The sequence below is a fragment of the Microbacterium sp. NPDC089695 genome, assembly GCF_044749085.1.
Taxonomy (GTDB): Bacteria; Actinomycetota; Actinomycetes; order Actinomycetales; family Microbacteriaceae; genus Microbacterium.
Map to the genome: position 1 here is coordinate 1 of NZ_JBIVHG010000001.1, position 19124 is coordinate 19124.

General features: G+C 69.8%; 20 protein-coding genes and 1 tRNA gene. 13 read left to right on the forward strand and 8 right to left on the reverse strand.

All coding sequences use genetic code 11. The features are described 5' to 3' along the window. Nucleotides 1-525: 525 nt before the first annotated feature. The 4 genes from ACIPYT_RS00005 to galU all read right to left on the reverse strand — a co-directional run bounded on the left by ACIPYT_RS00005 (nt 526) and on the right by galU (nt 3125). Nucleotides 526-598: transfer RNA gene (locus ACIPYT_RS00005), tRNA-Ala, on the reverse strand. 49 nt (nt 599-647) lie between these two features. Beyond that, nucleotides 648-1511, reverse strand: coding sequence for a hypothetical protein (locus ACIPYT_RS00010; RefSeq protein WP_401069088.1), 864 nt, complete (start codon nt 1509-1511; stop codon nt 648-650). Nucleotides 1512-1580: 69 nt separating this feature from the next. Beyond that, a complete protein-coding gene (locus tag ACIPYT_RS00015) occupies nt 1581-2192 on the reverse strand; it encodes a GNAT family N-acetyltransferase (protein WP_401074697.1) in 612 nt (203 codons plus the stop codon). 45 nt (nt 2193-2237) lie between these two features. Continuing rightward, nucleotides 2238-3125 (reverse strand): UTP--glucose-1-phosphate uridylyltransferase GalU, encoded by an 888-nt coding sequence (gene galU, locus ACIPYT_RS00020; protein ID WP_401069091.1) that lies wholly within the window; start codon nt 3123-3125, stop codon nt 2238-2240. A 40-nt stretch (nt 3126-3165) separates the two neighbouring features. Here galU and ACIPYT_RS00025 point away from each other — a divergent pair, with 40 nt between their 5' ends. The 3 genes from ACIPYT_RS00025 to mscL are packed head-to-tail and all read left to right on the forward strand — an operon-like array spanning nt 3166 to nt 4534. Next, a complete protein-coding gene (locus ACIPYT_RS00025) occupies nt 3166-3762 on the forward strand; it encodes a 5-formyltetrahydrofolate cyclo-ligase (RefSeq protein ID WP_401069093.1) in 597 nt (198 codons plus the stop codon). A gap of 18 nt (nt 3763-3780) precedes the next feature. Then, the gene (locus tag ACIPYT_RS00030) at nt 3781-4065 is read left to right on the forward strand and encodes an FmdB family zinc ribbon protein (RefSeq protein WP_401069096.1); all 285 of its coding nucleotides are present in this window, start codon (nt 3781-3783) and stop codon (nt 4063-4065) included. A gap of 43 nt (nt 4066-4108) precedes the next feature. After that, nucleotides 4109-4534 carry a large conductance mechanosensitive channel protein MscL gene (gene mscL, locus ACIPYT_RS00035; protein WP_401069098.1) on the forward strand — a complete coding sequence of 142 codons (426 nt, stop codon included), beginning with the start codon at nt 4109-4111 and terminating at the stop codon, nt 4532-4534. 235 nt (nt 4535-4769) lie between these two features. On the opposite strand, the gene ACIPYT_RS00040 is transcribed toward mscL, so the two are convergent. After that, a complete protein-coding gene (locus ACIPYT_RS00040; protein WP_401069101.1) occupies nt 4770-8438 on the reverse strand; it encodes an AAA family ATPase in 3669 nt (1222 codons plus the stop codon). Nucleotides 8439-8688: 250 nt separating this feature from the next. Here ACIPYT_RS00040 and ACIPYT_RS00045 point away from each other — a divergent pair, with 250 nt between their 5' ends. Beyond that, the gene (locus tag ACIPYT_RS00045; RefSeq protein ID WP_401069104.1) at nt 8689-9204 is read left to right on the forward strand and encodes a methylated-DNA--[protein]-cysteine S-methyltransferase; all 516 of its coding nucleotides are present in this window, start codon (nt 8689-8691) and stop codon (nt 9202-9204) included. Between the two features lie 135 nt (nt 9205-9339). Here ACIPYT_RS00045 and ACIPYT_RS00050 read toward each other — a convergent pair whose 3' ends face one another. Continuing rightward, the gene (locus ACIPYT_RS00050; protein WP_401069107.1) at nt 9340-10947 is read right to left on the reverse strand and encodes a cation acetate symporter; all 1608 of its coding nucleotides are present in this window, start codon (nt 10945-10947) and stop codon (nt 9340-9342) included. Beyond that, nucleotides 10944-11291 carry a DUF485 domain-containing protein gene (locus ACIPYT_RS00055; protein WP_401069110.1) on the reverse strand — a complete coding sequence of 116 codons (348 nt, stop codon included), beginning with the start codon at nt 11289-11291 and terminating at the stop codon, nt 10944-10946. Before ACIPYT_RS00055 ends, ACIPYT_RS00050 begins: the two co-directional genes overlap by 4 nt. Before the next feature lie 108 nt (nt 11292-11399). Between ACIPYT_RS00055 and ACIPYT_RS00060 the strand changes: the two genes are divergently transcribed. Together ACIPYT_RS00060 and ACIPYT_RS00065 are read left to right on the forward strand one after the other, a co-directional pair. Continuing rightward, a complete protein-coding gene (locus ACIPYT_RS00060; protein ID WP_401069112.1) occupies nt 11400-12254 on the forward strand; it encodes a LuxR C-terminal-related transcriptional regulator in 855 nt (284 codons plus the stop codon). A gap of 106 nt (nt 12255-12360) precedes the next feature. Then, nucleotides 12361-12714, forward strand: coding sequence for an Lsr2 family protein (locus ACIPYT_RS00065; RefSeq protein WP_401069115.1), 354 nt, complete (start codon nt 12361-12363; stop codon nt 12712-12714). A gap of 16 nt (nt 12715-12730) precedes the next feature. On the opposite strand, the gene ACIPYT_RS00070 is transcribed toward ACIPYT_RS00065, so the two are convergent. After that, nucleotides 12731-13375 carry a MarR family winged helix-turn-helix transcriptional regulator gene (locus ACIPYT_RS00070; protein ID WP_401069118.1) on the reverse strand — a complete coding sequence of 215 codons (645 nt, stop codon included), beginning with the start codon at nt 13373-13375 and terminating at the stop codon, nt 12731-12733. Between the two features lie 97 nt (nt 13376-13472). On the opposite strand from ACIPYT_RS00070, the gene idi reads away from it, so the two are divergent. The 7 genes from idi to ACIPYT_RS00105 are packed head-to-tail and all read left to right on the forward strand — an operon-like array spanning nt 13473 to nt 19124. Beyond that, nucleotides 13473-13994: an isopentenyl-diphosphate Delta-isomerase gene (gene idi, locus ACIPYT_RS00075; RefSeq protein WP_401069121.1), complete on the forward strand. Its 522-nt coding sequence runs from the start codon at nt 13473-13475 to the stop codon at nt 13992-13994. A 29-nt stretch (nt 13995-14023) separates the two neighbouring features. Next, nucleotides 14024-15076 (forward strand): polyprenyl synthetase family protein, encoded by a 1053-nt coding sequence (locus tag ACIPYT_RS00080; protein ID WP_401069124.1) that lies wholly within the window; start codon nt 14024-14026, stop codon nt 15074-15076. Then, nucleotides 15073-15978, forward strand: a complete 906-nt coding sequence (locus ACIPYT_RS00085) for a phytoene/squalene synthase family protein (RefSeq protein ID WP_401069127.1) — start codon at nt 15073-15075, stop codon at nt 15976-15978. The genes ACIPYT_RS00080 and ACIPYT_RS00085 overlap by 4 nt, the downstream gene beginning before the upstream one ends. Then, nucleotides 15975-17570 (forward strand): phytoene desaturase family protein, encoded by a 1596-nt coding sequence (gene crtI / locus ACIPYT_RS00090; RefSeq protein ID WP_401069130.1) that lies wholly within the window; start codon nt 15975-15977, stop codon nt 17568-17570. Before ACIPYT_RS00085 ends, crtI begins: the two co-directional genes overlap by 4 nt. After that, complete coding sequence (locus tag ACIPYT_RS00095; protein WP_401069133.1) at nt 17567-17914, forward strand: lycopene cyclase domain-containing protein; 348 nt, start codon at nt 17567-17569, stop codon at nt 17912-17914. The genes crtI and ACIPYT_RS00095 overlap by 4 nt, the downstream gene beginning before the upstream one ends. Next, the gene (locus ACIPYT_RS00100; protein WP_401069135.1) at nt 17911-18252 is read left to right on the forward strand and encodes a lycopene cyclase domain-containing protein; all 342 of its coding nucleotides are present in this window, start codon (nt 17911-17913) and stop codon (nt 18250-18252) included. The genes ACIPYT_RS00095 and ACIPYT_RS00100 overlap by 4 nt, the downstream gene beginning before the upstream one ends. After that, complete coding sequence (locus ACIPYT_RS00105; protein WP_401069138.1) at nt 18249-19124, forward strand: prenyltransferase; 876 nt, start codon at nt 18249-18251, stop codon at nt 19122-19124. The genes ACIPYT_RS00100 and ACIPYT_RS00105 overlap by 4 nt, the downstream gene beginning before the upstream one ends.

Consider the following 19124-nt stretch of genomic DNA (forward strand, 5'->3'; position numbering starts at 1 on the left):
TCCAAAGGAATCTCACCCTGCCGAAGCAGAGACGAGGTTATTTGGCATTTGACAAGTGCACGCTGTTGAGTTCTCAAGGATCGGACGCTCCCCCGGCCCAACCATCACAGTCAGGCCCGAAGGGCAACTTCTCAATCTTATCCGCGCCGTTCCGGCTGTCAAATCGACACGCCGTGAGGCTCAGACCCAGATCCGCCACCCGGCGCTGATCGCGCCGAGGCAACTTCACTAGCTTATCCGTTCCGTTCCGGCTGTCAAATCGACCGCCATCCCGTTCGGGAAGCTCCCATGTCGGACAGAAGTATGTCCGCGATCGACTCCGAGGAGCTGATCTTCAAGGGGTGGTTCTCCGCTTGAGGGGGGTAAGGCTCTCGGCCTCTCCGCTTCCCTGTGGGGCGAACAGGTAATAACTTACGTGGATCCCGGGGCCGCGGCAAATCGCGGGCGTCCGCCGGGCGTGTCGCCCGACATCGCCCCGGATACGACGAAACCCCCGGGGCTGACCCCGGGGGTTCTCTTCGTCTGTGGACCTAAGGGGATTCGAACCCCTGACCTCCTCGATGCGAACGAGGCGCGCTACCAACTGCGCCATAGGCCCTGACGTCATCCACGCTATCACGTCGAGAGAGCTGCCCGTGCCGCCCGTCTCAGCCGGCGGCGCGTCGTGCGAGGAGATCGCGCACGTGGGCCTCGATCTCGGCGTCATCCACGAAGCCCATCCGTGCATAGGGCGACGGCGCCGTCTCCGCGGCGACCGGCGCCGGGATGCGCGCCGGCGCAGCAGGAGCCATCCGCTCCGCCCGCTCCCTGAGCTCCGCAAGGCGCGCGGCCTTGCGGACCGCTTCCTGCGCATCGATCTCGGCACGCGCCACCTGCGCGCGAGAGCCGGCGACCGACACGAGGGGTTCGGGCAGCGCGCGCGGAGTCCACGTGGCCGGGCCCTGATCGTGCAGCGGGGGCGACACGCGCTCGCGTGCGGGCTGCGCGCTCTCGACCGTGCGCCGCACGGAACGACCGGCGACCGATGCCATGCGCTGCAGCAGTAGAGCAGCCGTGACGACGACCGCCCCACCGACCCAGAGGAGGATCTGCGCCTGGGATGCGACGAGTTGCCACACCCCGACGCCAGTCACGGCAAGACCGGACACGAGCAGCGACGTCGCGAACACCCGCACACGACGGCGCGCACGCGCCTGCCGCAGCACCGGGTCGGCCTTCGCGGCGGCGAGCTGCTCCCGGAGGGCGACGAGTTCGGCCGCCTCCTTCTCGGACTGCAGGCGCTTCGCCAGCTTCTGCTGCGCCAGCGCCGTCCGCGCGTTGAGCTCGAGCCGCACCTCGTCGGGAGTCTCACTCGTCTCGGCGAGGACGCGCAGCGCCTGGTTCAGACGCACGGCGTTGCGTTCGGCCGCGTCGTACTGGAAGCGTCCGCGCCAGGAGGGCAGCAGGTAGAGCAGCCACAGGAGCACGGCGACGAGGACGATCACTCCCCCGCTCAATACCGGCCCGCCCATGTCGACAACGGTACGGGAACAGCGTTCGTCAGACCGTGCAGTCGGGGCGCGTGTCGCGGCCGACCGGGATCAGATCGTCAGTCGATCCGCGGGCGGCACATCCGCGGCGTGCACCGGGACCTGCCCGTTCAGCCACCGGGCGAGGACGCCCTGCGGAACGTCCTCCCGCGTCAGGGCGAACGCGTAGTGGTCGCGCCAGTCGCCGTCGATGTGGATGTACCGCCGGCGCAGCCCCTCGTACCGGAAGCCGAGCTTCTGCACCACGCGCAGGCTCGCGGCGTTCTCCGGACGGATGCAGATCTCCATGCGGTGCAGCCCGTACTCGGTGAAGCAGGCGTCGGTCGCGAGCGCCACCGCGGTCGGCGTGATGCCGCGCCCCGCGAACCGTTCGCTCACCCAGTAGCCGATCGTCGCGGAGCACAGCGATCCGCGAGCGACGCCCCAGACGTTCAACTGCCCGGCGATCTCGCCGTCGTGCTCCATGACGAAGGGGTACCCCGCGCCGTCGCGGTACTGCTGGAGCAGACGACGGATGCTGAGACGCATGTCGAACGACACGGAGCCGTAGGGCACCGTCGCCTCCCACGGCTGCAGCCATGCCCGGTTGGACAGCAGCTCGTTCTGCAGCGGACGCGCATCGCGCGACCGCACCATACGCAGCTCGACCGCGCCGTGCCGCATCCCCGTGGCCTGTTCCATTCCCGCGCCCCCGACGCCGCGTACCGCCTACAGGCGTTCCGCGAACTCCTTGAGCCACGGACGCAGCTCGGGGCCGAGGTCTTCGCGGTCGGACGCGAGCTGCACGATCGCCTTGATGTAGTCGACGCGGTCGCCGGTGTCGTAACGACGCCCGCGGAAGATCACGCCGACCACGCCGGGACCCTCGGGATCGGTCGCGAGCACCTGCAGCGCGTCGGTGAGCTGGATCTCCCCGCCCTTTCCGGGTTCCGTCCGCTCGAGCACGTCGAACACGGATGCCGGCAGCACGTACCGTCCGATGATCGCGAGGTTCGACGGAGCGTCCTCCTGCGCCGGCTTCTCGACCAGACCGGTGACGCGCACGGCATCCGACCCATCGATCTGCTCGACCGCGGCCGCGCCGTACATGTGGATGCTCGCGGGGTCGACCTCCATGAGCGCGATGACGGCGGCGCCGGTGCGCTCGTGCTCGGCGATCATCTCGGTGAGCAGCGGGTCGCGCTCGTCCATGAGGTCGTCGCCCAGGAGCACCGCGAACGAGCTGTCGCCGACGTGCGTGCGCGCCCGCAGCACGGCGTGACCGAGCCCCTTCGGCTCACCCTGCCTGACGAAGTGGATGTCGGCGAGGTCGCTCGACTTCACGACGCGCTCGAGGCGACCGGTGTCGCCCTTCTCCATGAGCTTGACCTCGAGCTCGGGCACCGAGTCGAAGTGGTTCGAGATCGCGTTCTTGTTGCGGCCGATGATCACGAGGATGTCCTCGATGCCGGCGCTCGCGGCCTCCTCGACGACGTACTGGATCGCCGGCTTGTCGACGACGGGCAGCATCTCCTTCGGCATCGCCTTCGTCGCAGGCAGGAATCGCGTGCCCAGTCCAGCGGCGGGGATGACGGCTTTGATCTTCTGATGGCCCATCCTCACAGCCTAGCGGGGGCGCCGCCGTAGACTCTCAGGCATGTCGAACGACGTCGAGCACGAGAAGCGCGCATTGCGCGCGGAGCTCCGAGAGCGGCGTCAGCTGCTGAGCGATGCCCAGCGGGAGAACGCCGCGGCCGCGATCACCGAGCGCCTGGACGCGTTGGTCGCCGACCTCGGCGCGGAGTCGGTCTCGTGCTTCCTGTCGACGACGACCGAACCGGGCACCCGCGAGTTCGTCCGTGCGGCGGTGCGCCGCGGCATCCGCGTGCTGCTGCCCGTCACGCGGGCCGACGGCCTGCTCGACTGGGCCGTCGCGAGCGAGGACGACGAGATCGCCGAGGGACTGTACGGCCTGCCGGAGCCGACCGGTGAGGTGCTCGGACCGATCGCGGTCAACGACGTCGACCTCATGATCATCCCCGCCGCCGCGGTGGACCGCACCGGGATGCGCATGGGCTGGGGCCGCGGCTACTTCGACAAGACCATCGGATCCATGGAGAAGTGCCCGCCCGTCTACGCGGTCATCTATGATTCCGAGGTGCTCGACTCCCTGCCGAGAGAGGTGCACGACCAGCCCGTCACGGGCGTCGTGACCCCCACCCGCACGCTTCTCCTGTCGCCCGAGCGGCGCTGACCCCCGAACGAGGACCCGATGCCCACCTACGCCTACGCCTGCCGCTCCTGCGGCCACGCCTTCGACGCCGTGCAGAGCTTCTCCGACGACGCCCTCACCGTGTGCCCCGAATGCGGCGGCGAACTTCGCAAGCAGTACGGGTCGATCGGCGTCACCTTCAACGGATCCGGTTTCTACCGCACCGACTCGCGCAGTGGCACGGGTGCGAAGAAGGAGTCGACGGGCACGTCCTCGTCGTCGGGCAGCTCGTCGAGCACGACCCCGGCTCCCGCTCCCGCCTCGTCGTCGTCCGCATCGTCCTGACCACCCCGATCACATCGATCACACCGACCGAACGGAGAATCACATGCTCAAGGGCTTCAAGGACTTCCTGCTCCGCGGGAACGTCATCGACCTGGCCGTCGCCGTCGTCATCGGCTCAGCGTTCACGGCCATCGTCACTGCCGTGGTCAACAGCATCATCAACCCGCTGGTCGCGTTGTTCTTCCAGGCGGATGCCGCCGGAGGATTCGGCCCGCAGGTGACCAACATCTACGGCGACAAGGTCACCTTCCCGCTCGGCGACCTGATCTCGGCGATCATCAGCTTCCTCGCCGTCGCCGCTGTCGTGTACTTCGTGTTCGTCCTGCCGATGAACACGTTCAAGAAGCACGTCGAGGCGCGCAAGGGCACCCCGGCCGAGGAGCCGCAGGAGGAGCCGGCCGCCGCGACCGAGGCCGAGCTGCTCATCGAGATCCGCGACCTGCTCGCGCGGAACGCGGCGCGCGACTGAGGCGACGACGGAGCATCCGCTCCGTCAATAGTGCGGCGGGACGTCTCCGAGCATCCGATCGTCGTTGGGCCCCTTCGGGCCCTTCGGACCGGATGCCGGGGAGTCCCGCCGTTCTGCTGTCTCGGGGGTGGCGTCCGTCCCCTCCACGGGGGTGAGTCGCGCCCGCCGTGAGCCGCGCACGCGCTCGACGCGCTGACGAGGCGCAGGCGTCCGCGGCACAGGAGTCTGCGAGTCGTCAGTCATGACGGGGATCGACGATGTCGATCGGCTGCGTGTCGTCCTCCGCGCGGGCAGCCGACGGCGAGATGCCCAGCACGCCCGCGATGCGGGTCGCGGCGGTCGCCGGGTCGCTGTACAGGTCGAAGGCGTGCACACGCACGTAATGCCAGCCGAGCCGGCGCAGCACGTGCGGACGCAGACGCAGGGTCTCGCGCAGCGACTCGCCACGCGTCTCGGGATCGGACTCGATCACGACCGCCTTGCCGTCATGCTGGGCGACGAGCGGGAGCAGCCCGCGGTAGTCGACGTCGACCGCGGCGCCCAGTCGACGCAGTTCGCGGGCGAGCGCGAGCGTGAGCGGGTCGGCGAGGTCCTCGAGTCGGGCATCCCGCGCGCGAGCCGCGAGACCGCCGAGGATCGACATGAGCGTGGCCGCGCCGAACTCGAGGCGGCCGTCGTCGAACGCCGAAGGACGGATGGACGACACGATCACCATCGAGCGACGCGCACGGGTCATGCCGACCGTGAGCAGCCGCTCGCCGTCGGGTGTCGACAGGTCGCCGAAGTCGCTGAGCACGCGACCGTGCTTCGTGAGGCCGAATCCGAGCGACAGGATGACACGGTCGCGGCTCTCGGCGACGGACTCCTCGAGCGTCAGCACCGCGAAGGGCTCGGCCGTGTCGCGGCCCACGAAGTCGGCGACGTCGGAACGCCCCGCGAACGCGGTGGTGACGGCGGCGCGCACGCGCTCGGCATGCCGGCGGCTCGCGGTCACGACCATGAGCGACTCGTCGGGGCGGTGCACGGCATGCTCGACGACCAGGGTCACCACGCGGGCGACCTCCGCGTCAGGACTCTCGACCGCGCCGGAGATCGGATCGGGCGCACCCGTACCGCCCTCGACGTAGTCGACCGTGAGGCTGCCACGACCGAGGTACGACCCGGCCCACGGGAGCGACACGATCTCGCCGCCGTAGAACGCGTCGTTGATGAGCTCGGCGAGGTCCTCCCCGCCGGCGCGGTAGCTGCGCGTGAGCGTCATGACGGGCAGCAGCTCGGAGAGCCGCTCGAACACCGAGGCGTCATCGAACGCGACCTCGGGCTCCCAGTCAGCACCGGGGTCGACCGCGACGTGGAAGGGCGTCGGCCGCTGCGTGACGGGATCGCCGAACGCGACGATCTGACGCGCACGGCGGATCGCGGGCGCAGCCTCGGCGAGGTTGATCGCGGCGGCGTCGACGAGGAGCACGGCGTCGAACTCGACGGAGTCGGGGATCTCGGGCACGAGGTAGGGCGAGGAGATCCACACGGGGGCGAGCACGTCGACCAGCGTCGGCGCGGCGCTCACGATCTCGGCCGTGGTCGTCGTCTGCTGCTTCAGCGCGCGGCGCAGATGCTGCGACTCCTGCGGTTCGTCGACGATCGCGATCTTCCACTGGTTCGCCAGCTGCCATGCGAGCAGCGGACCGGCCATCGCCGCGTGTGCCTCGTCCACGAGGCGGAAGTCGCGCTCGAGCCGATCGACCACGGCGGTGTTGGCCCCCAGCAGCGCGCGGTCGTCCTGCAGCGCGCGCTCGAGCAGCGACTGCCACCACGCGAACTCCAGCTCATCGCCCACGCGCTCCTCCGAGACGTGCCGCACCGAGAGCTCGGTCAGCAGCGGCTCGAGGCCGAGGTCGGCGAGACGGTCGCGCAGCTGCGCACGCTCGACGAGGTTGTCGAAGACGTCGGACTTCGCGGCGAGGCCAGCGAGGGTGCGCACGAGGCGCGCGACCGGGAGGGTCGAGAGCGGCTCCCGTCGGCCGAGCGCGACATCGAGCTCGGCGAGCTCGGCCGCGACCCGCTGCCAGGCGACGTACACGTCGGCGAGTCCGAGCGGGATCTCGGGAGCGACCCCCGCCTCGACGCAGCGCTGCCAGTGGGTGCGCTGGGTCTGGATGCGCAGGAGCGCCTCGTGCATCTCGGTCACATGGACGCCGGGGCGCACGTACTCCTTCGCGAGACGCTTGAGGCGTCGACGCGTGGCGCTCGACATCCCCGGAGCATCGCGCCGCGATCCGTGCGCCTGGATCAGTTCGCCGAGCGGCCGCTCGAACACGGTCGGGCTGAAGCGGTCGAGCGAGTCCCGGATGCCCTGCAGCAGGCGGAGGTACTCCCCCAGCTCGTCGATCGTCGCGAACGGACGCATGTGGGTCTGCGCGATCAGTGCGTAACCCCGCTCGAGCAGGGCGGGCACGCTGTCGGCGTGCAGGCGTCCGGCCAGCTGGTGCGCCGCGCGCGCGGCCTCGGTGCTCGTGAACGTGACGCCGTACCAGGGCGAGTCGTCGGGTCCGAAGCGGAACTCCCCGAGACGCGCGGCCTGCGCGAGAGCCGCGGCGGCCGAGGCCCGATCGTCGGCGAGCCGGCGCAGCGTCTCGGCGCTGAGACGCGCGGTCGTGGACGGCGGGTGCGGCAACGAGGCCAATCCGGTCAGGTGACGGGTCGCGTCGAGAACGGTCGCCTGGGTCCCCGCCACCGGGGTCGTCAGCGAGCGTCGGTAGTCGCGCAGGACTGTGCGCAGTCGAACGAGCGCGTCGTCGACGTCGGAGACCTTGGGCGCCGCGGCCTTCTCGTTGCGGCCGATCGCCCGCACCAGGTCGCGTCGCACGCTCGCCGGGGAGATCGCGAGGCTGTCGAGCCCGATGCCGGCCAGCCGATGACGCACGCCGTCGAGCGTCGAGCGTCGAGCCGACACGACGAGCACGCGCTTGCCGCCGCGCACCAGCTCGCCCAGCGCGTTGATCACGGTCTGCGTGCCGCCGGTACCCGGCAGAGTCGCGACGGTCAGCGAGTGACCGGCGGCGATCCGCGCCAGCACGGCCTCCTGCTCGGCATCCGCGTCCAGAAGGAGGTTGTCGGATGCCGGAGCACGGTCATCCGGCCCGGTGTGATGCGGCGCCGGTCGCCGCGTCGCCACCTGTTCGCGGTCGCCGACGTGGCCGGCGAGGGCGTTGAGCACGAGGTGGTCGAGGTTCGACCCGTCACGCGCCATCGCCCCGCCGACGTCGGCGAACGTCGAGACGACGAGTCTCGGGAGCACGGTGAAGGTGTCGATCGACCGGGTCGTGACGCGCAGGCTGTCGATCACCGGCTGCGGCTTGAAGATCCCGCCGTCGTAGGCGAGCGCGGCGAGCGCCGCCGCGTCGATCGTGATGCCGAAATGCTCGCGCGCGATGCGCACGAGCTCGGGATTGACCTCGAACGATCCGTGCAGCTTGAGCTCGAAGTCCGAGTGGTGGCGGCGGATCGCGAGCGGTCGCAGGAGCACGGGCGCCGCGAAGTCCGACCCTCCGATGCGCCACCCCGCGACGCCCACCGCGAGATGCACGGCCTCGATGCCTCGGACGGTGCGGAGTTCGGTGTTCTTGGCGGTGATGCGCTCGGCCGCGAGACGCGCGGTGCGCAGCCCCACCTCGTCGCGGAAGAGATTCGAGAGCAGGGTCGACTTGCCGGTGATGAACTGCGGCAGGCTGCCGGGGTGCGCCTTGGAGATGTCGATGCCGGATTCGACCGTGTCGCGGAAGGTCACGAGCGGCGAGGCGCCGCCGAGGTCGGCTGCCTCCGCACGCAGGCGGGTGCGTTCGGCCTCCGCCGCGTGAGCGACCTCGACACCGGAAGCCGAGTCCTGCAGGGCACCCAGGGTCACCGAGGCGTCGGTCGCTGCGTCATCCGCAGATCTGCCTTCACGTCGCCACACAACTCACACACTAGGCGCGACCCGCCGCGACGGCGGTATCCCGGGCGGGTTTCACCGTAATCCCGCCGATGTCGGCGCTCGGACGGCAGCCGCGGACTCCTCCTCCACGGGTCCGGTCGCCCCGCACGTTCTCCCCCGCATCCGGACGCGATCGGCTCCTGCGCTCTCCACCGTCGGCGCCGAGCGCCAGGATGGACCCATGACCTTCCGCTACGACTTCGCCCCGACGCCCTTCGGCGACGCTCTCGCGGTGTTCTCCGACCAGGGCATCGTGCGCTTCGACCTCTCCGAGGCCGACGACCCGTCCGTGCCCTGGCTGCTCGAGGGCATCACGCAGCGGCTGCGGTCGGTGCCCGAACCCGACCCCGGCGCCGCCGACGAGCTGACCGCGCTGCTCGACGACTACTTCGACGGCTCCGACGTGCCGTTCGCCGAGCGCCTCGAGTTCGACTGGCGTCTGACCGACGGGTTCACGAAGCGCGCGCTCGAGGTGATCACCACGATCCCGTGGGGTCAGACCATGAGCTACGGGGAGGTCGCCGCGCAGGCGGGGCACCCCGGCGCAGCACGTGCGGTGGGGACCGCGTGCCGCAACACGCCCTTCTCGATCATCGTCCCGGTGCACCGCGTCGTGCGCTCCGACGGGTCGCCGGGTCAGTACGGCGCACACCCCGATCGCAAGCGCTACCTTCTCGACCTGGAGTCACGCGGCTGACCTCGGGTCGCGACGCCGACCTCGGATCGCGACGCCGACCTCGGATCGCGACGCCGACCTCGAAGACGACGAGGACCCCGACGTGTAGGCCGTCGGGGTCCTCGTGCTGTGCCACTCGCGGTCGACGCGTCGACGTCAGTGGTCGACGGCCTTCTCCGCGCCGAAGCCGGTCAGCGACCGCACCTCCATCTCCGCTGCGAGAGTGGGCGACTCCTTCGTGCGGCTCGTGACGGTACCGAGCCATCCGAGGAAGAACCCGAGCGGGATCGAGACGATGCCCGGGTTGTTCATCGGCCACAGCACGATGTCGATTCCCGGGATCATCGAGGTCGGCGACCCGGAGAACACCGGCGACAGCACGATGAGGATGATCGCGGCACCGAGGCCGCCGTACATGCTCCACACCGCCCCGCGCGTGGTGAACTTCCGCCAGAAGAGCGAGTACAGGATCGTGGGCAGGTTGGCCGAGGCGGCGACCGCGAAGGCCAGAGCCACGAGGAACGCGATGTTCTGCCCCTGTGCGCCGATCCCGCCGACGATCGCGAGGATGCCGATCACGATCACGGTGCGACGCGCGACGCGCACCTCGGCATTCGGGTCGGCCTGCACGGGCTCGCCCGCGGCATCCTTCTTGCCCTTCTGGATGACGTTCGCGTAGATGTCGTGCGCGAACGACGCCGCGGCCGTGATGGTGAGCCCGGCCACGACCGCGAGGATCGTCGCGAAGGCCACCGCGGAGATGAAGCCGAGGAGGAGCGGTCCCCCGAGATACAGCGCCAGCAACGGCGCGGCCGAGTTCGGGCCACCGGGGGCAGCCGCGATCACATCCGCCCCGACCAGCGCACCGGCGCCGTAGCCGAGCACGAGCGTGAGCAGGTAGAAGCCGCCGATCAGCCAGATCGCCCAGACGACCGAGCGACGCGCCTCCTTCGCGGTCGGCACCGTGTAGAAGCGCATCAGCACGTGCGGGAGGCCCGCGGTGCCGAGCACGAGAGCCATGCCCAGCGACAGGAAGTCCCAGGGGTTCGCGCCGTACTGCAGGCCCGGCCCGAGGATGGCCTCGCCCTTGTCGGAGTTCGCGACAGCGGCCTCGAGCAGGGTGTTGAGGTTGAAGCCGTTGATCGCGAGGACCCAGATCGTCATCGCCAGAGCGCCGCCGATCAGCAGGAACGCCTTGACGATCTGCACCCAGGTCGTGCCCTTCATTCCGCCGATCAGCACATACAGGATCATCAGCAGACCCACGACGGCGATCACGATCGACTGGCCGACCCGACCGTCGATGCCGAGCAGCAGGGACACCAGACCACCGGCGCCGGCCATCTGCGCGAGCAGGTAGAAGAAGCACACCGCGAGTGTGGTGATCGCGGCCGCCATGCGCACGGGGCGCTGCTTGAGGCGGAAGGACAGCACATCGGCCATCGTGAACTTGCCGGTGTTGCGCATGAGCTCGGCGACGAGGAGCAGAGCGACGAGCCACGCCACGAGGAACCCGATCGAGTACAGGAATCCGTCGTACCCGTTGATCGCAATCGCGCCGCAGATGCCGAGGAAAGACGCCGCCGACAGGTAGTCGCCGGCGATCGCGAATCCGTTCTGCGGACCCGTGAACGAACGTCCCGCCGCGTAATAGTCGGCGGCCGTCTTGTTGTTCCGGCTGGCCCGGATCACGATGAACAGCGTCACCGCCACGAACGCCAGGAAGATCGAGATGTTGAGAATGGGATTGCTCTCGGCGTTCATGCGTCCCCCTGCGCCTTCTCGAGGTCTTCACGGATCTCGCTGGCGATCGGATCGAGCTTGCGGTTCGCGAATGCCACGTACCCCATCGTGATGGCGAATGTCGTGACGAATTGTCCGAGACCGAAGAGCAGTCCCACTGTGATGTCGCCCCATACCCGTTGCGACATGAACTCGGTCGCGAAAGCCGCGAGCAGCACATACACGAAATACCAGACGAGGAAGAACGCGGCGAGAGGGAAGATGAACGATCTCTGCGTTCGCTTGAGAGTGCGGAATCGTGGTGACTCCTCGACGGCGATGTAGTCGATCGCACCTGTCGAATCGCCCGTTGTGTGGTCGGTCATGGGGCCTCCTTGCCTCATGGTCGTCGGGCCCGCCGGTCGTGCCGGCGGGTGATAGGGTCGACGCTACGAAACGGGGAACGACGTCGTCACCCCCGAAAGTAGGTACTCGTGAGCACTGTGGCCGGGATCGAATCCGAGACGGAGCTCGTCGCCAGAGCGGTGCGCGAGCTGGCTCAGCGCACCCGGTTCCCCGTCGCTTTCGGGGGCCTGATCGATGAGGGCGTCGTGAGCGTCACGAGCATCGTCGGCAATCGCACCCACAGTCTCGACGGCCTGCGAGTGCGGCCCGAACGGGGGCTGGGCGGTCGAGCGATGATCGAGCTGCGACCGCGGATGACGAACGACTACGGCTCGTCGCAGCAGATCACCCACGACTACGACGTGTTCGTGCTCGGCGAAGGTCTGCGCACCCTGCTCGCTCTGCCGATCGTCGTCGCCGGACGCCCGCGAGGCGTGCTGTACGCCGGCGCGTGGGATCGCACACCCGAGGGCGGCGTGACCACCGCGCCCGCCATGAGCGTGGCGCAGTCGGTGGCGGAGGAGCTCCGCATCCGAGACGAGGTCGCCCGGCGCCTGCGCGAGGTCGCACCCGCGGACGGGGTGCCCGCTCGGCAGCGGGAGGAGTTGCGCGAGAGCTTCGCCGAGCTGCGGAGCATCGCCGCCGCGGTCGACGATCACGCGCTGCGCGCCCGGATCGCCCAGGTCGAGAGCCGGCTCGTGACGATGGCCGGCGACACCGCCGCCGTGGCGACCGGCCCGGTGCCGACCGTTCACCTGTCGCGACGCGAGACCGACGTGCTCGCGTGTGCGGCGCTCGGAGCCACGAACGCCGAGATCGCCGTGCAATTGGGCCTTCGTGAGGGCACCGTCAAGGCGTACCTGGGAACCGCGATGTCGAAACTCGACGCGTCGACCAGGCATGCGGCCGTCGCCAGGGCGCGTCGCGCCGGACTCCTGCCCTGAATATCCCGACGAATTCATTCATCTCTTGATTCGCACCGGCAGAGATCTGCCGTGAATATGCGTGTGAGGTTGGTCACCATTCGATGCCACCGCTATGGTCGTGCGTATGGCGAAGAGAATTGTGCACCAGCTGGTCGATGACATCGACGGCACCGTCCTGGAAGTCGGCGAAGGCGAGACCGTGCATTTCTCGCTCAACGGCACCTCCTACGAGATCGACCTGAACGCAGCGCACGTGGAGGAATTGCGTGCCGCATTCGCACCGTACATCTCCGCCGGTCGTCGCGCCGGCTCTGCCGCGGCACCGCGGTCGTCCTCGCGATCGTCGTCGCGCAAGCGCCCCGCGCGCAATCCCGAGGTCGCGGCCATCCGCGCCTGGGCGAACGACAACGGGTACGCGCTGTCCGAGCGCGGGCGCATCCCCGCCCCGGTCGTCGAGGCCTACAACGCCGCGCACTGAGCGTCGGCACTGAGATTCACTCGGAGGTCGCGCCTCCGGCTTGGGCCCACGGCTCATCCCGGAGCGCGATCTCCTGTGCCATGTCGGTCAGGAACCGGATGACGACATCGCGCTCCTCGGTCGTGAGGCGAGCCGCCGAGTAGAACCTCTTCGCCTGCTGCGCCCCGACCGTCTCCATCGCGGCGCGGCGGGTCTCCGGCGTGATCGTGATCGCGAGTGCCCGCCGGTCCGTCGGATGCGGCGACCGCTGGATGTGGCCGCCCTTCTCGAGCCGGTCGAGCAGCTTCGTCGTCGAGGCCGTGGAGATCGCCAGATGCGTCGCGATACCTCCGGGAGTGGCCACGGCTCCGCGATTCGCGCACACGATCAGATAGTGCAGCGCTCGCATGTCGGTGTCGTTGAGGCGCATGTAGCGCCGCGACGCGAGGGACAGCTTCTGCTCCGCATCGCGGAGCTCGCCGAGCGCGCCCATGAGCGCGGCGATCTGACGGAGGTCCTCCGGGGAGACCCCGGCGCGATCGATCAACGTGCTGCGCGGATCGCTCGCCTCCACGTCGTAGATCGCCGCGTGCGCCAGGCCGTCCGGCGACACGACGCCGCGCGCCGCGGGCGCGCGCGTGCCCACCCCGGGCAGGGGGCTGGCGCCGACTCCGTCGTTCATGCCATCATGCTACACACCATTGGTTTCATGTTATGTTGATAATTAGCCAAGCTAGCGAAATCAACGCGACGCCGGATCGACCGAGGAGAATCACCGCATGGACGAGGTCACCCTCCTCTCCCCGGAGGGAATCGCGGTCGGCACGATGTCGAAGGACGACGTGCACACGACCGACACACCCCTGCATCTCGCCTTCTCGTGCTACGTCCTCGACGACGACGGCCGGCTGCTCCTGACACGTCGAGCGCTCGGGAAGCGCACGTGGCCCGGCGTCTGGACCAACAGCTTCTGCGGCCACCCGCGTCCGACCGAGGACATGTCGGATGCCGTCGCCCGCCGTGCCGGAGAAGAACTCGGCCTCGAGCTCGTCGACCTCGTGATGGTGCTTCCCGACTATCGCTACCGCGCGGTGGACGCGAGCGGCATCGTCGAGAACGAGATCTGTCCCGTGCACATCGCGCACGCCGGCGGTCCGCTGGATCCGGATCCGTCGGAGGTCGCCGAGTGGACCTGGGCCGACCCCGCCGATGTCGCCGCCGCCGCGACCTCCGCTCCGTTCGCGTTCAGCCCCTGGCTCGTCGAACAGCTGCCGTTGCTGCGCTCCCGCGGGGCGGTCTGACGATGGCGCCCACGGCGATCCACGAAGACATGGGCACGCGGATCGAGGAGGCGCTGCGTCTGCGGTTCACCCATCACGGCGACACCGCCGAACGGTACGGCTCCGAGTTCGCGGCACTGTGGCGCGCCGCCGCCGACCACTCGCTCGGCGGCAAGCTGGTGCGTCCTCGTCTGCTCCTCGACATCCATCGCGCGCTGTCGGACCACGACGTGAGCGAACCGCCGCTCACCGCGATCGACGTCGCCGCGCACATCGAACTGCTGCACTACGCCTTCCTGCTGCACGACGATGTGATCGACGGCGACCTCACCCGTCGCCGTCGCCCGAATCTGATCGGCTCGCTCGCGGCGAGCGCGCCCGGATCGACCGAGGAGGGCGCCCTGCACTGGGCGCGTTCGAGCGCGATCCTCATGGGCGACCTGCTGCTCACCGCGGCCGTGATGGGCTTCGCTCGCGCGGACGTCCCCGACGCGACGCGCCTCGGCCTCCTCGATCTCATGGAGCAGACCATCCTCGAGACGGTCGCCGGTGAGCACACCGACGTCGCGCTGAGCCATGGCATCGTCGCCCCCGACCTCGACACCGTGCTGAACATGAGCGTCTACAAGACGGCGACGTACTCCTTCTCCCTGCCGCTGCGCGCGGCGGCGCTTCTCGCGGGCGCCTCCGCGAACGCCGAGCGCACCCTCACCACCGTGGGGCGCCGCATCGGACTCGCCTACCAGCTGCAGGACGATCTGCTCAGCGTGTTCGGCGATCACCGCTCCCACGGCAAGGACCCGTTCTCGGACCTCCGCGAGGGCAAGGAGACGGCCATGATCGCCTACGCACGCTCGACGCCCGCGTGGCCGCGGATCGAGAGGCGGTTCGGGGCGCCCGATCTCACGGTGCCGGACGCCGTCGAGATCCGCGACCTGCTGCGCGACTGCGGCGCCGAGGCCTTCGCGACCGACCTGATCGGCGACCAGCTCGACGAGGTGCACACGCTGCTCGCCGATGCCGAGCTCGCCGGCGACATCGGCCCCGACGCCGCCGGCACGATCCTTCGCACCGTGACCCGGCTGGAAGGCCGTCAGGCATGAGCGGCGCGACGACGGGACCGTCGGATGAGAGCCTCGGCCGGTTCAGCCGCGCCGCCGACACGGCGTCCACCGACGTCATCCGGACGTACTCGACCTCGTTCGGACTCGCGACCCGCCTCCTCGGCGAACGTCACCGACAGCATGTCCGCAACATCTACGCGATGGTGCGGATCGCCGATGAGATCGTCGACGGGGTCGCGGCGCAGGCCGGGCTGGATGCCTCGGCGCAGAGCGAGGCCCTCGCGTCGTACGTCGCGGCGACGCATCGATCCATGCGCGACGGCTACAGCACCGACCTCGTGCTGCACGCGTTCGCCCGGACGGCGCGCGAGTGCGGCATCGGCGAGGATCTGACGCAGCCGTTCTTCGACTCCATGGCGTCCGACATCGCGACCCCCTCGGACTTCACGTCGTTCGACGCGGCGGCGCACGAGCGCTACGTCTACGGATCCGCTGAGGTCGTGGGGCTCATGTGCCTGCGCGTCTTCGTGCACCGCGAGAACCGCACCGCCCAGGAGATCGAGGCTCTCGAGCACGGCGCGCGGCAGTTGGGCGCGGCCTTCCAGAACGTGAACTTCCTGCGCGACCTCGCCGACGACACCGACCGCCTCCAGCGCGGATACCTCGGCGACTCCGGACGGCTGACCGATGCGGATCGTGACGAATGGGTGCGGACGATCCGCGCCCAGCTCGCCGACGCCCGCCGCTCGATCCCCCTCCTGCCGAAGGACGCCAGAGCCGCGGTGCGCAGCGCGCATGCGCTCTTCGAGGTGCTCATGCGGCGGGTGGCGAAGACGCCGGCGACGGAGCTCTATCAGCGGAGGGTCCGCGTGCCCGATCCCGTCAAGGCTCTGCTCGCCGCGCGCGCGGTGCTCGTGACGGCCGTGGAGCGCGGACGATGAGCCGCGTCGTGGTGATCGGCGCCGGTGTCGCCGGTCTCGCCGCGGCCGGCCTGCTCGCGCGAGACGGTCACGACGTCACCGTCCTCGAGAAGAACGACCGGGTCGGCGGGCGCGCGGGCACGGTCGAGCGCGACGGGTTCCGTTTCGATTCCGGCCCCTCGTGGTACCTGATGCCCGAGGTCTTCGACCACTACTTCGAGATGATGGGCACGTCGACGGCGGAGCAGCTCGACCTGACCCTGCTCGATCCCGGGTATCGCGTGTTTCGCGCGCCCCGACCCGACGGCGTGACAGCGGATGCGATCACCGTGCCCGCCGGCCGCGACGAGGTCGCCGCCCTGTTCGAGTCGCGGGAGCCGGGGGCGGCCGTGCAGCTCGCGGAGTACCTCGACTCGGCGCACCATGCGCGCACGATGGCGGAGCGCTATTTCCTCTACAACCCCTTCACGCGACTGCGCACGCTCGCATCGCGCGAGGTGCTCGGCGCGCTGCCCCGTCTCGCGACGCTGCTGGGCACGCGCCTGCAGTCGTTCGCCGCCCGGCGCTTCAGCGATCCGGTGCTGCGTCAGCTCCTCGGGTACCCGGCGGTGTTCCTGGGCACGGATCCCCGCACCGCCCCCGCGATGTACCACCTGATGAGCGCACTCGATCTCGACGAAGGCGTGAGCTATCCGCAGGGCGGGTTCTGGCACGTCGTCGAGCGCATCGCGCAGACCGCGAGGGATGCCGGGGCGACGATCGTGACGGATGCCGCGGTCACGGCGATCCGCACCACGACGCGCGATCGCGGCGCCGCCGTCTCGGGCGTCGAGTGGCGCGACGCCGCGGGCACGGCCCAGTCGACGGCTGCCGACATCGTCGTGTCGGCGGCCGACCTCCATCACACCGAGACGGCCCTCCTCCCCGCCCACCTGCGCACCTACCCCGGCTCCTGGTGGCAGCGCCGGACGAGCGGACCGGGTGCGGTCCTGGTGATGCTCGGAGTGCGCGGAGCCCTGCCCCAGCTCCCCCACCACTCGCTGTTCTTCACGGACGACTGGGACGCGAACTTCGACGCGATCTTCGGCGACCGCCCGCACATCCCCTCCCCCGCCTCCACGTACGTGTGCCGGCCGAGTGCGACCGACGGCACCGTGGCGCCCGACGGACACGAGAACCTGTTCATCCTGGTGCCGGTCCCGGCCGACGTCGAGATCGGTTCCGGCGGCTCCGAGGGCGGAGGCTCACCCGCCGTGGAGAGCGCCGCGGACACCGCGATCGACCTCGTCGCCTCGTGGGCGGGCATCGACGACCTCCGCGAACGGATCGTGGTGCGGGAGACCCGCGGACCCGCCGACTTCCGCGACGACTACAACTCCTGGCACGGCGGGATGCTGGGCCCCGCGCACATCCTCTCGCAGAGCGCGATGTTCCGCGCGCAGAACGCGTCCAGACGAGTCGCGGGCCTCTACTACGCCGGAGGGACGACCGCGCCGGGCGTGGGGGTGCCGATGTGCCTGATCAGCGCGGAGATCGTGCTCAAGCGCATCCGCGGCGACCACTCGGCCGGGCCTCTGCCCGTGCCGGTCTCCGTGCGAGACGGTGCCTCATGACGGGCATCGTCTATCTCGCCGCGCTCCTCGTCTCCCTCGGCTGCATGCTCCTGATCGATCGTCGCTTCCGGCTGTTCTTCTGGAGGGATGCGACCGCGGCGGCCGTCGTCACGGCGGCAGGCGTCGCGTTCTTCCTGCTGTGGGATCTCGCCGGGATCGCCGGCGGGATCTTCTTCCGCGGCGAGGGCGTGATCGCCACCGGCATCCTCCTCGCGCCCGAACTGCCGCTCGAGGAGCCCGTGTTCCTGCTGTTCCTCGTCGTGTGCACGATGGTGGTCTACACCGGCGCTGTGCGCGTGCTCGCCGCCGTCCGACGTCGAAAGCGGACGGAGCGCCGACCGTGACGTACCTGCAGCTGTCGCTCCTGTTCACGGCCGCCGCGGTCGTCGCAGCCGTCGCCGTGTCCGTCGCCACGCCCCGCGGTCGCCGCGCACGACCCGCCGCGATCGCGATCACGATCGCGACGCTGTTCACCCTCACGGCGGTCTTCGACACGGTGATGATCGCGAGCGGGCTCTTCCACTACTCCCCCGCGCACCTGTTGGGCCTGCACATCGGCCTCGCGCCGATCGAGGACTTCGCCTATCCGCTCGCGGGGGCGGTCGTGCTCCCCGCGCTGTGGATGCTGCTCCGCGCGCGCCGCGCGGCCGCATCCGATCCCGTCGAGGAGCACGACGCATGAGCGCCTCGCTGACGAGGGATGCCGCCCAGATCGTGCTGTCGTCGCGGCCGATCAGCTGGATCAACACCGCCTTCCCGTTCGCGGCCGCGTACCTCCTGACGACGCGCGAGGTCGATCTCACCCTCGTGCTCGGCACCCTGTACTTCCTCATCCCCTACAACCTCGCGATGTACGGCATCAACGACGTGTTCGACTACGCCTCCGATCTCGCGAATCCGCGCAAGGGCGGCATCGAGGGCGCGCTGCTCGCACCCCGCATCCACCGCGCGACGCTGTGGGCGGCCGCGCTGTCGAACCTGCCGTTCCTCGTCTACCTCGTGCTCGTGGGCGACGCGACATCGTGGATCTGGCTCGCGGTCAGCGTGTTCGCCGTCATCGCGTACTCGGCGCCCGGCCTGCGGTTCAAGGAGCGCCCGTTCCTCGACTCCACGACGTCGAGCACCCATTTCGTCTCACCGGCGATCGTGGGTCTCGCGCTCGCGGGGGCCGCCGTCACGCCGACCGTCGTCATCGTCCTGATCGCGTTCTTCCTGTGGGGCATGGCCGCGCACGCCTTCGGCGCCGTGCAGGACATCGCCCCCGACCGCGAGGCCGGCATCGGATCCGTCGCGACCGTGATCGGCGCCCGGGCGACCGTGCGACTCGCGATCGGGCTGTGGGTGCTCGCCGGGGTCGCGATGCTGTTCACCGCCTGGCCGGGTCCCCTCGCGGCCGTGCTGGTCGTCCCGTACATCGTCAACGCCGCGCCGTGGTGGCGCGTGACCGACGACACCTCGGCCGCGACGAACCGCGCCTGGCGCCGCTTCATCGCGCTCAACTACATCGCGGGCTTCCTCGCCACGATGATCCTCATCCTCGCCTGGGTCTCCTGA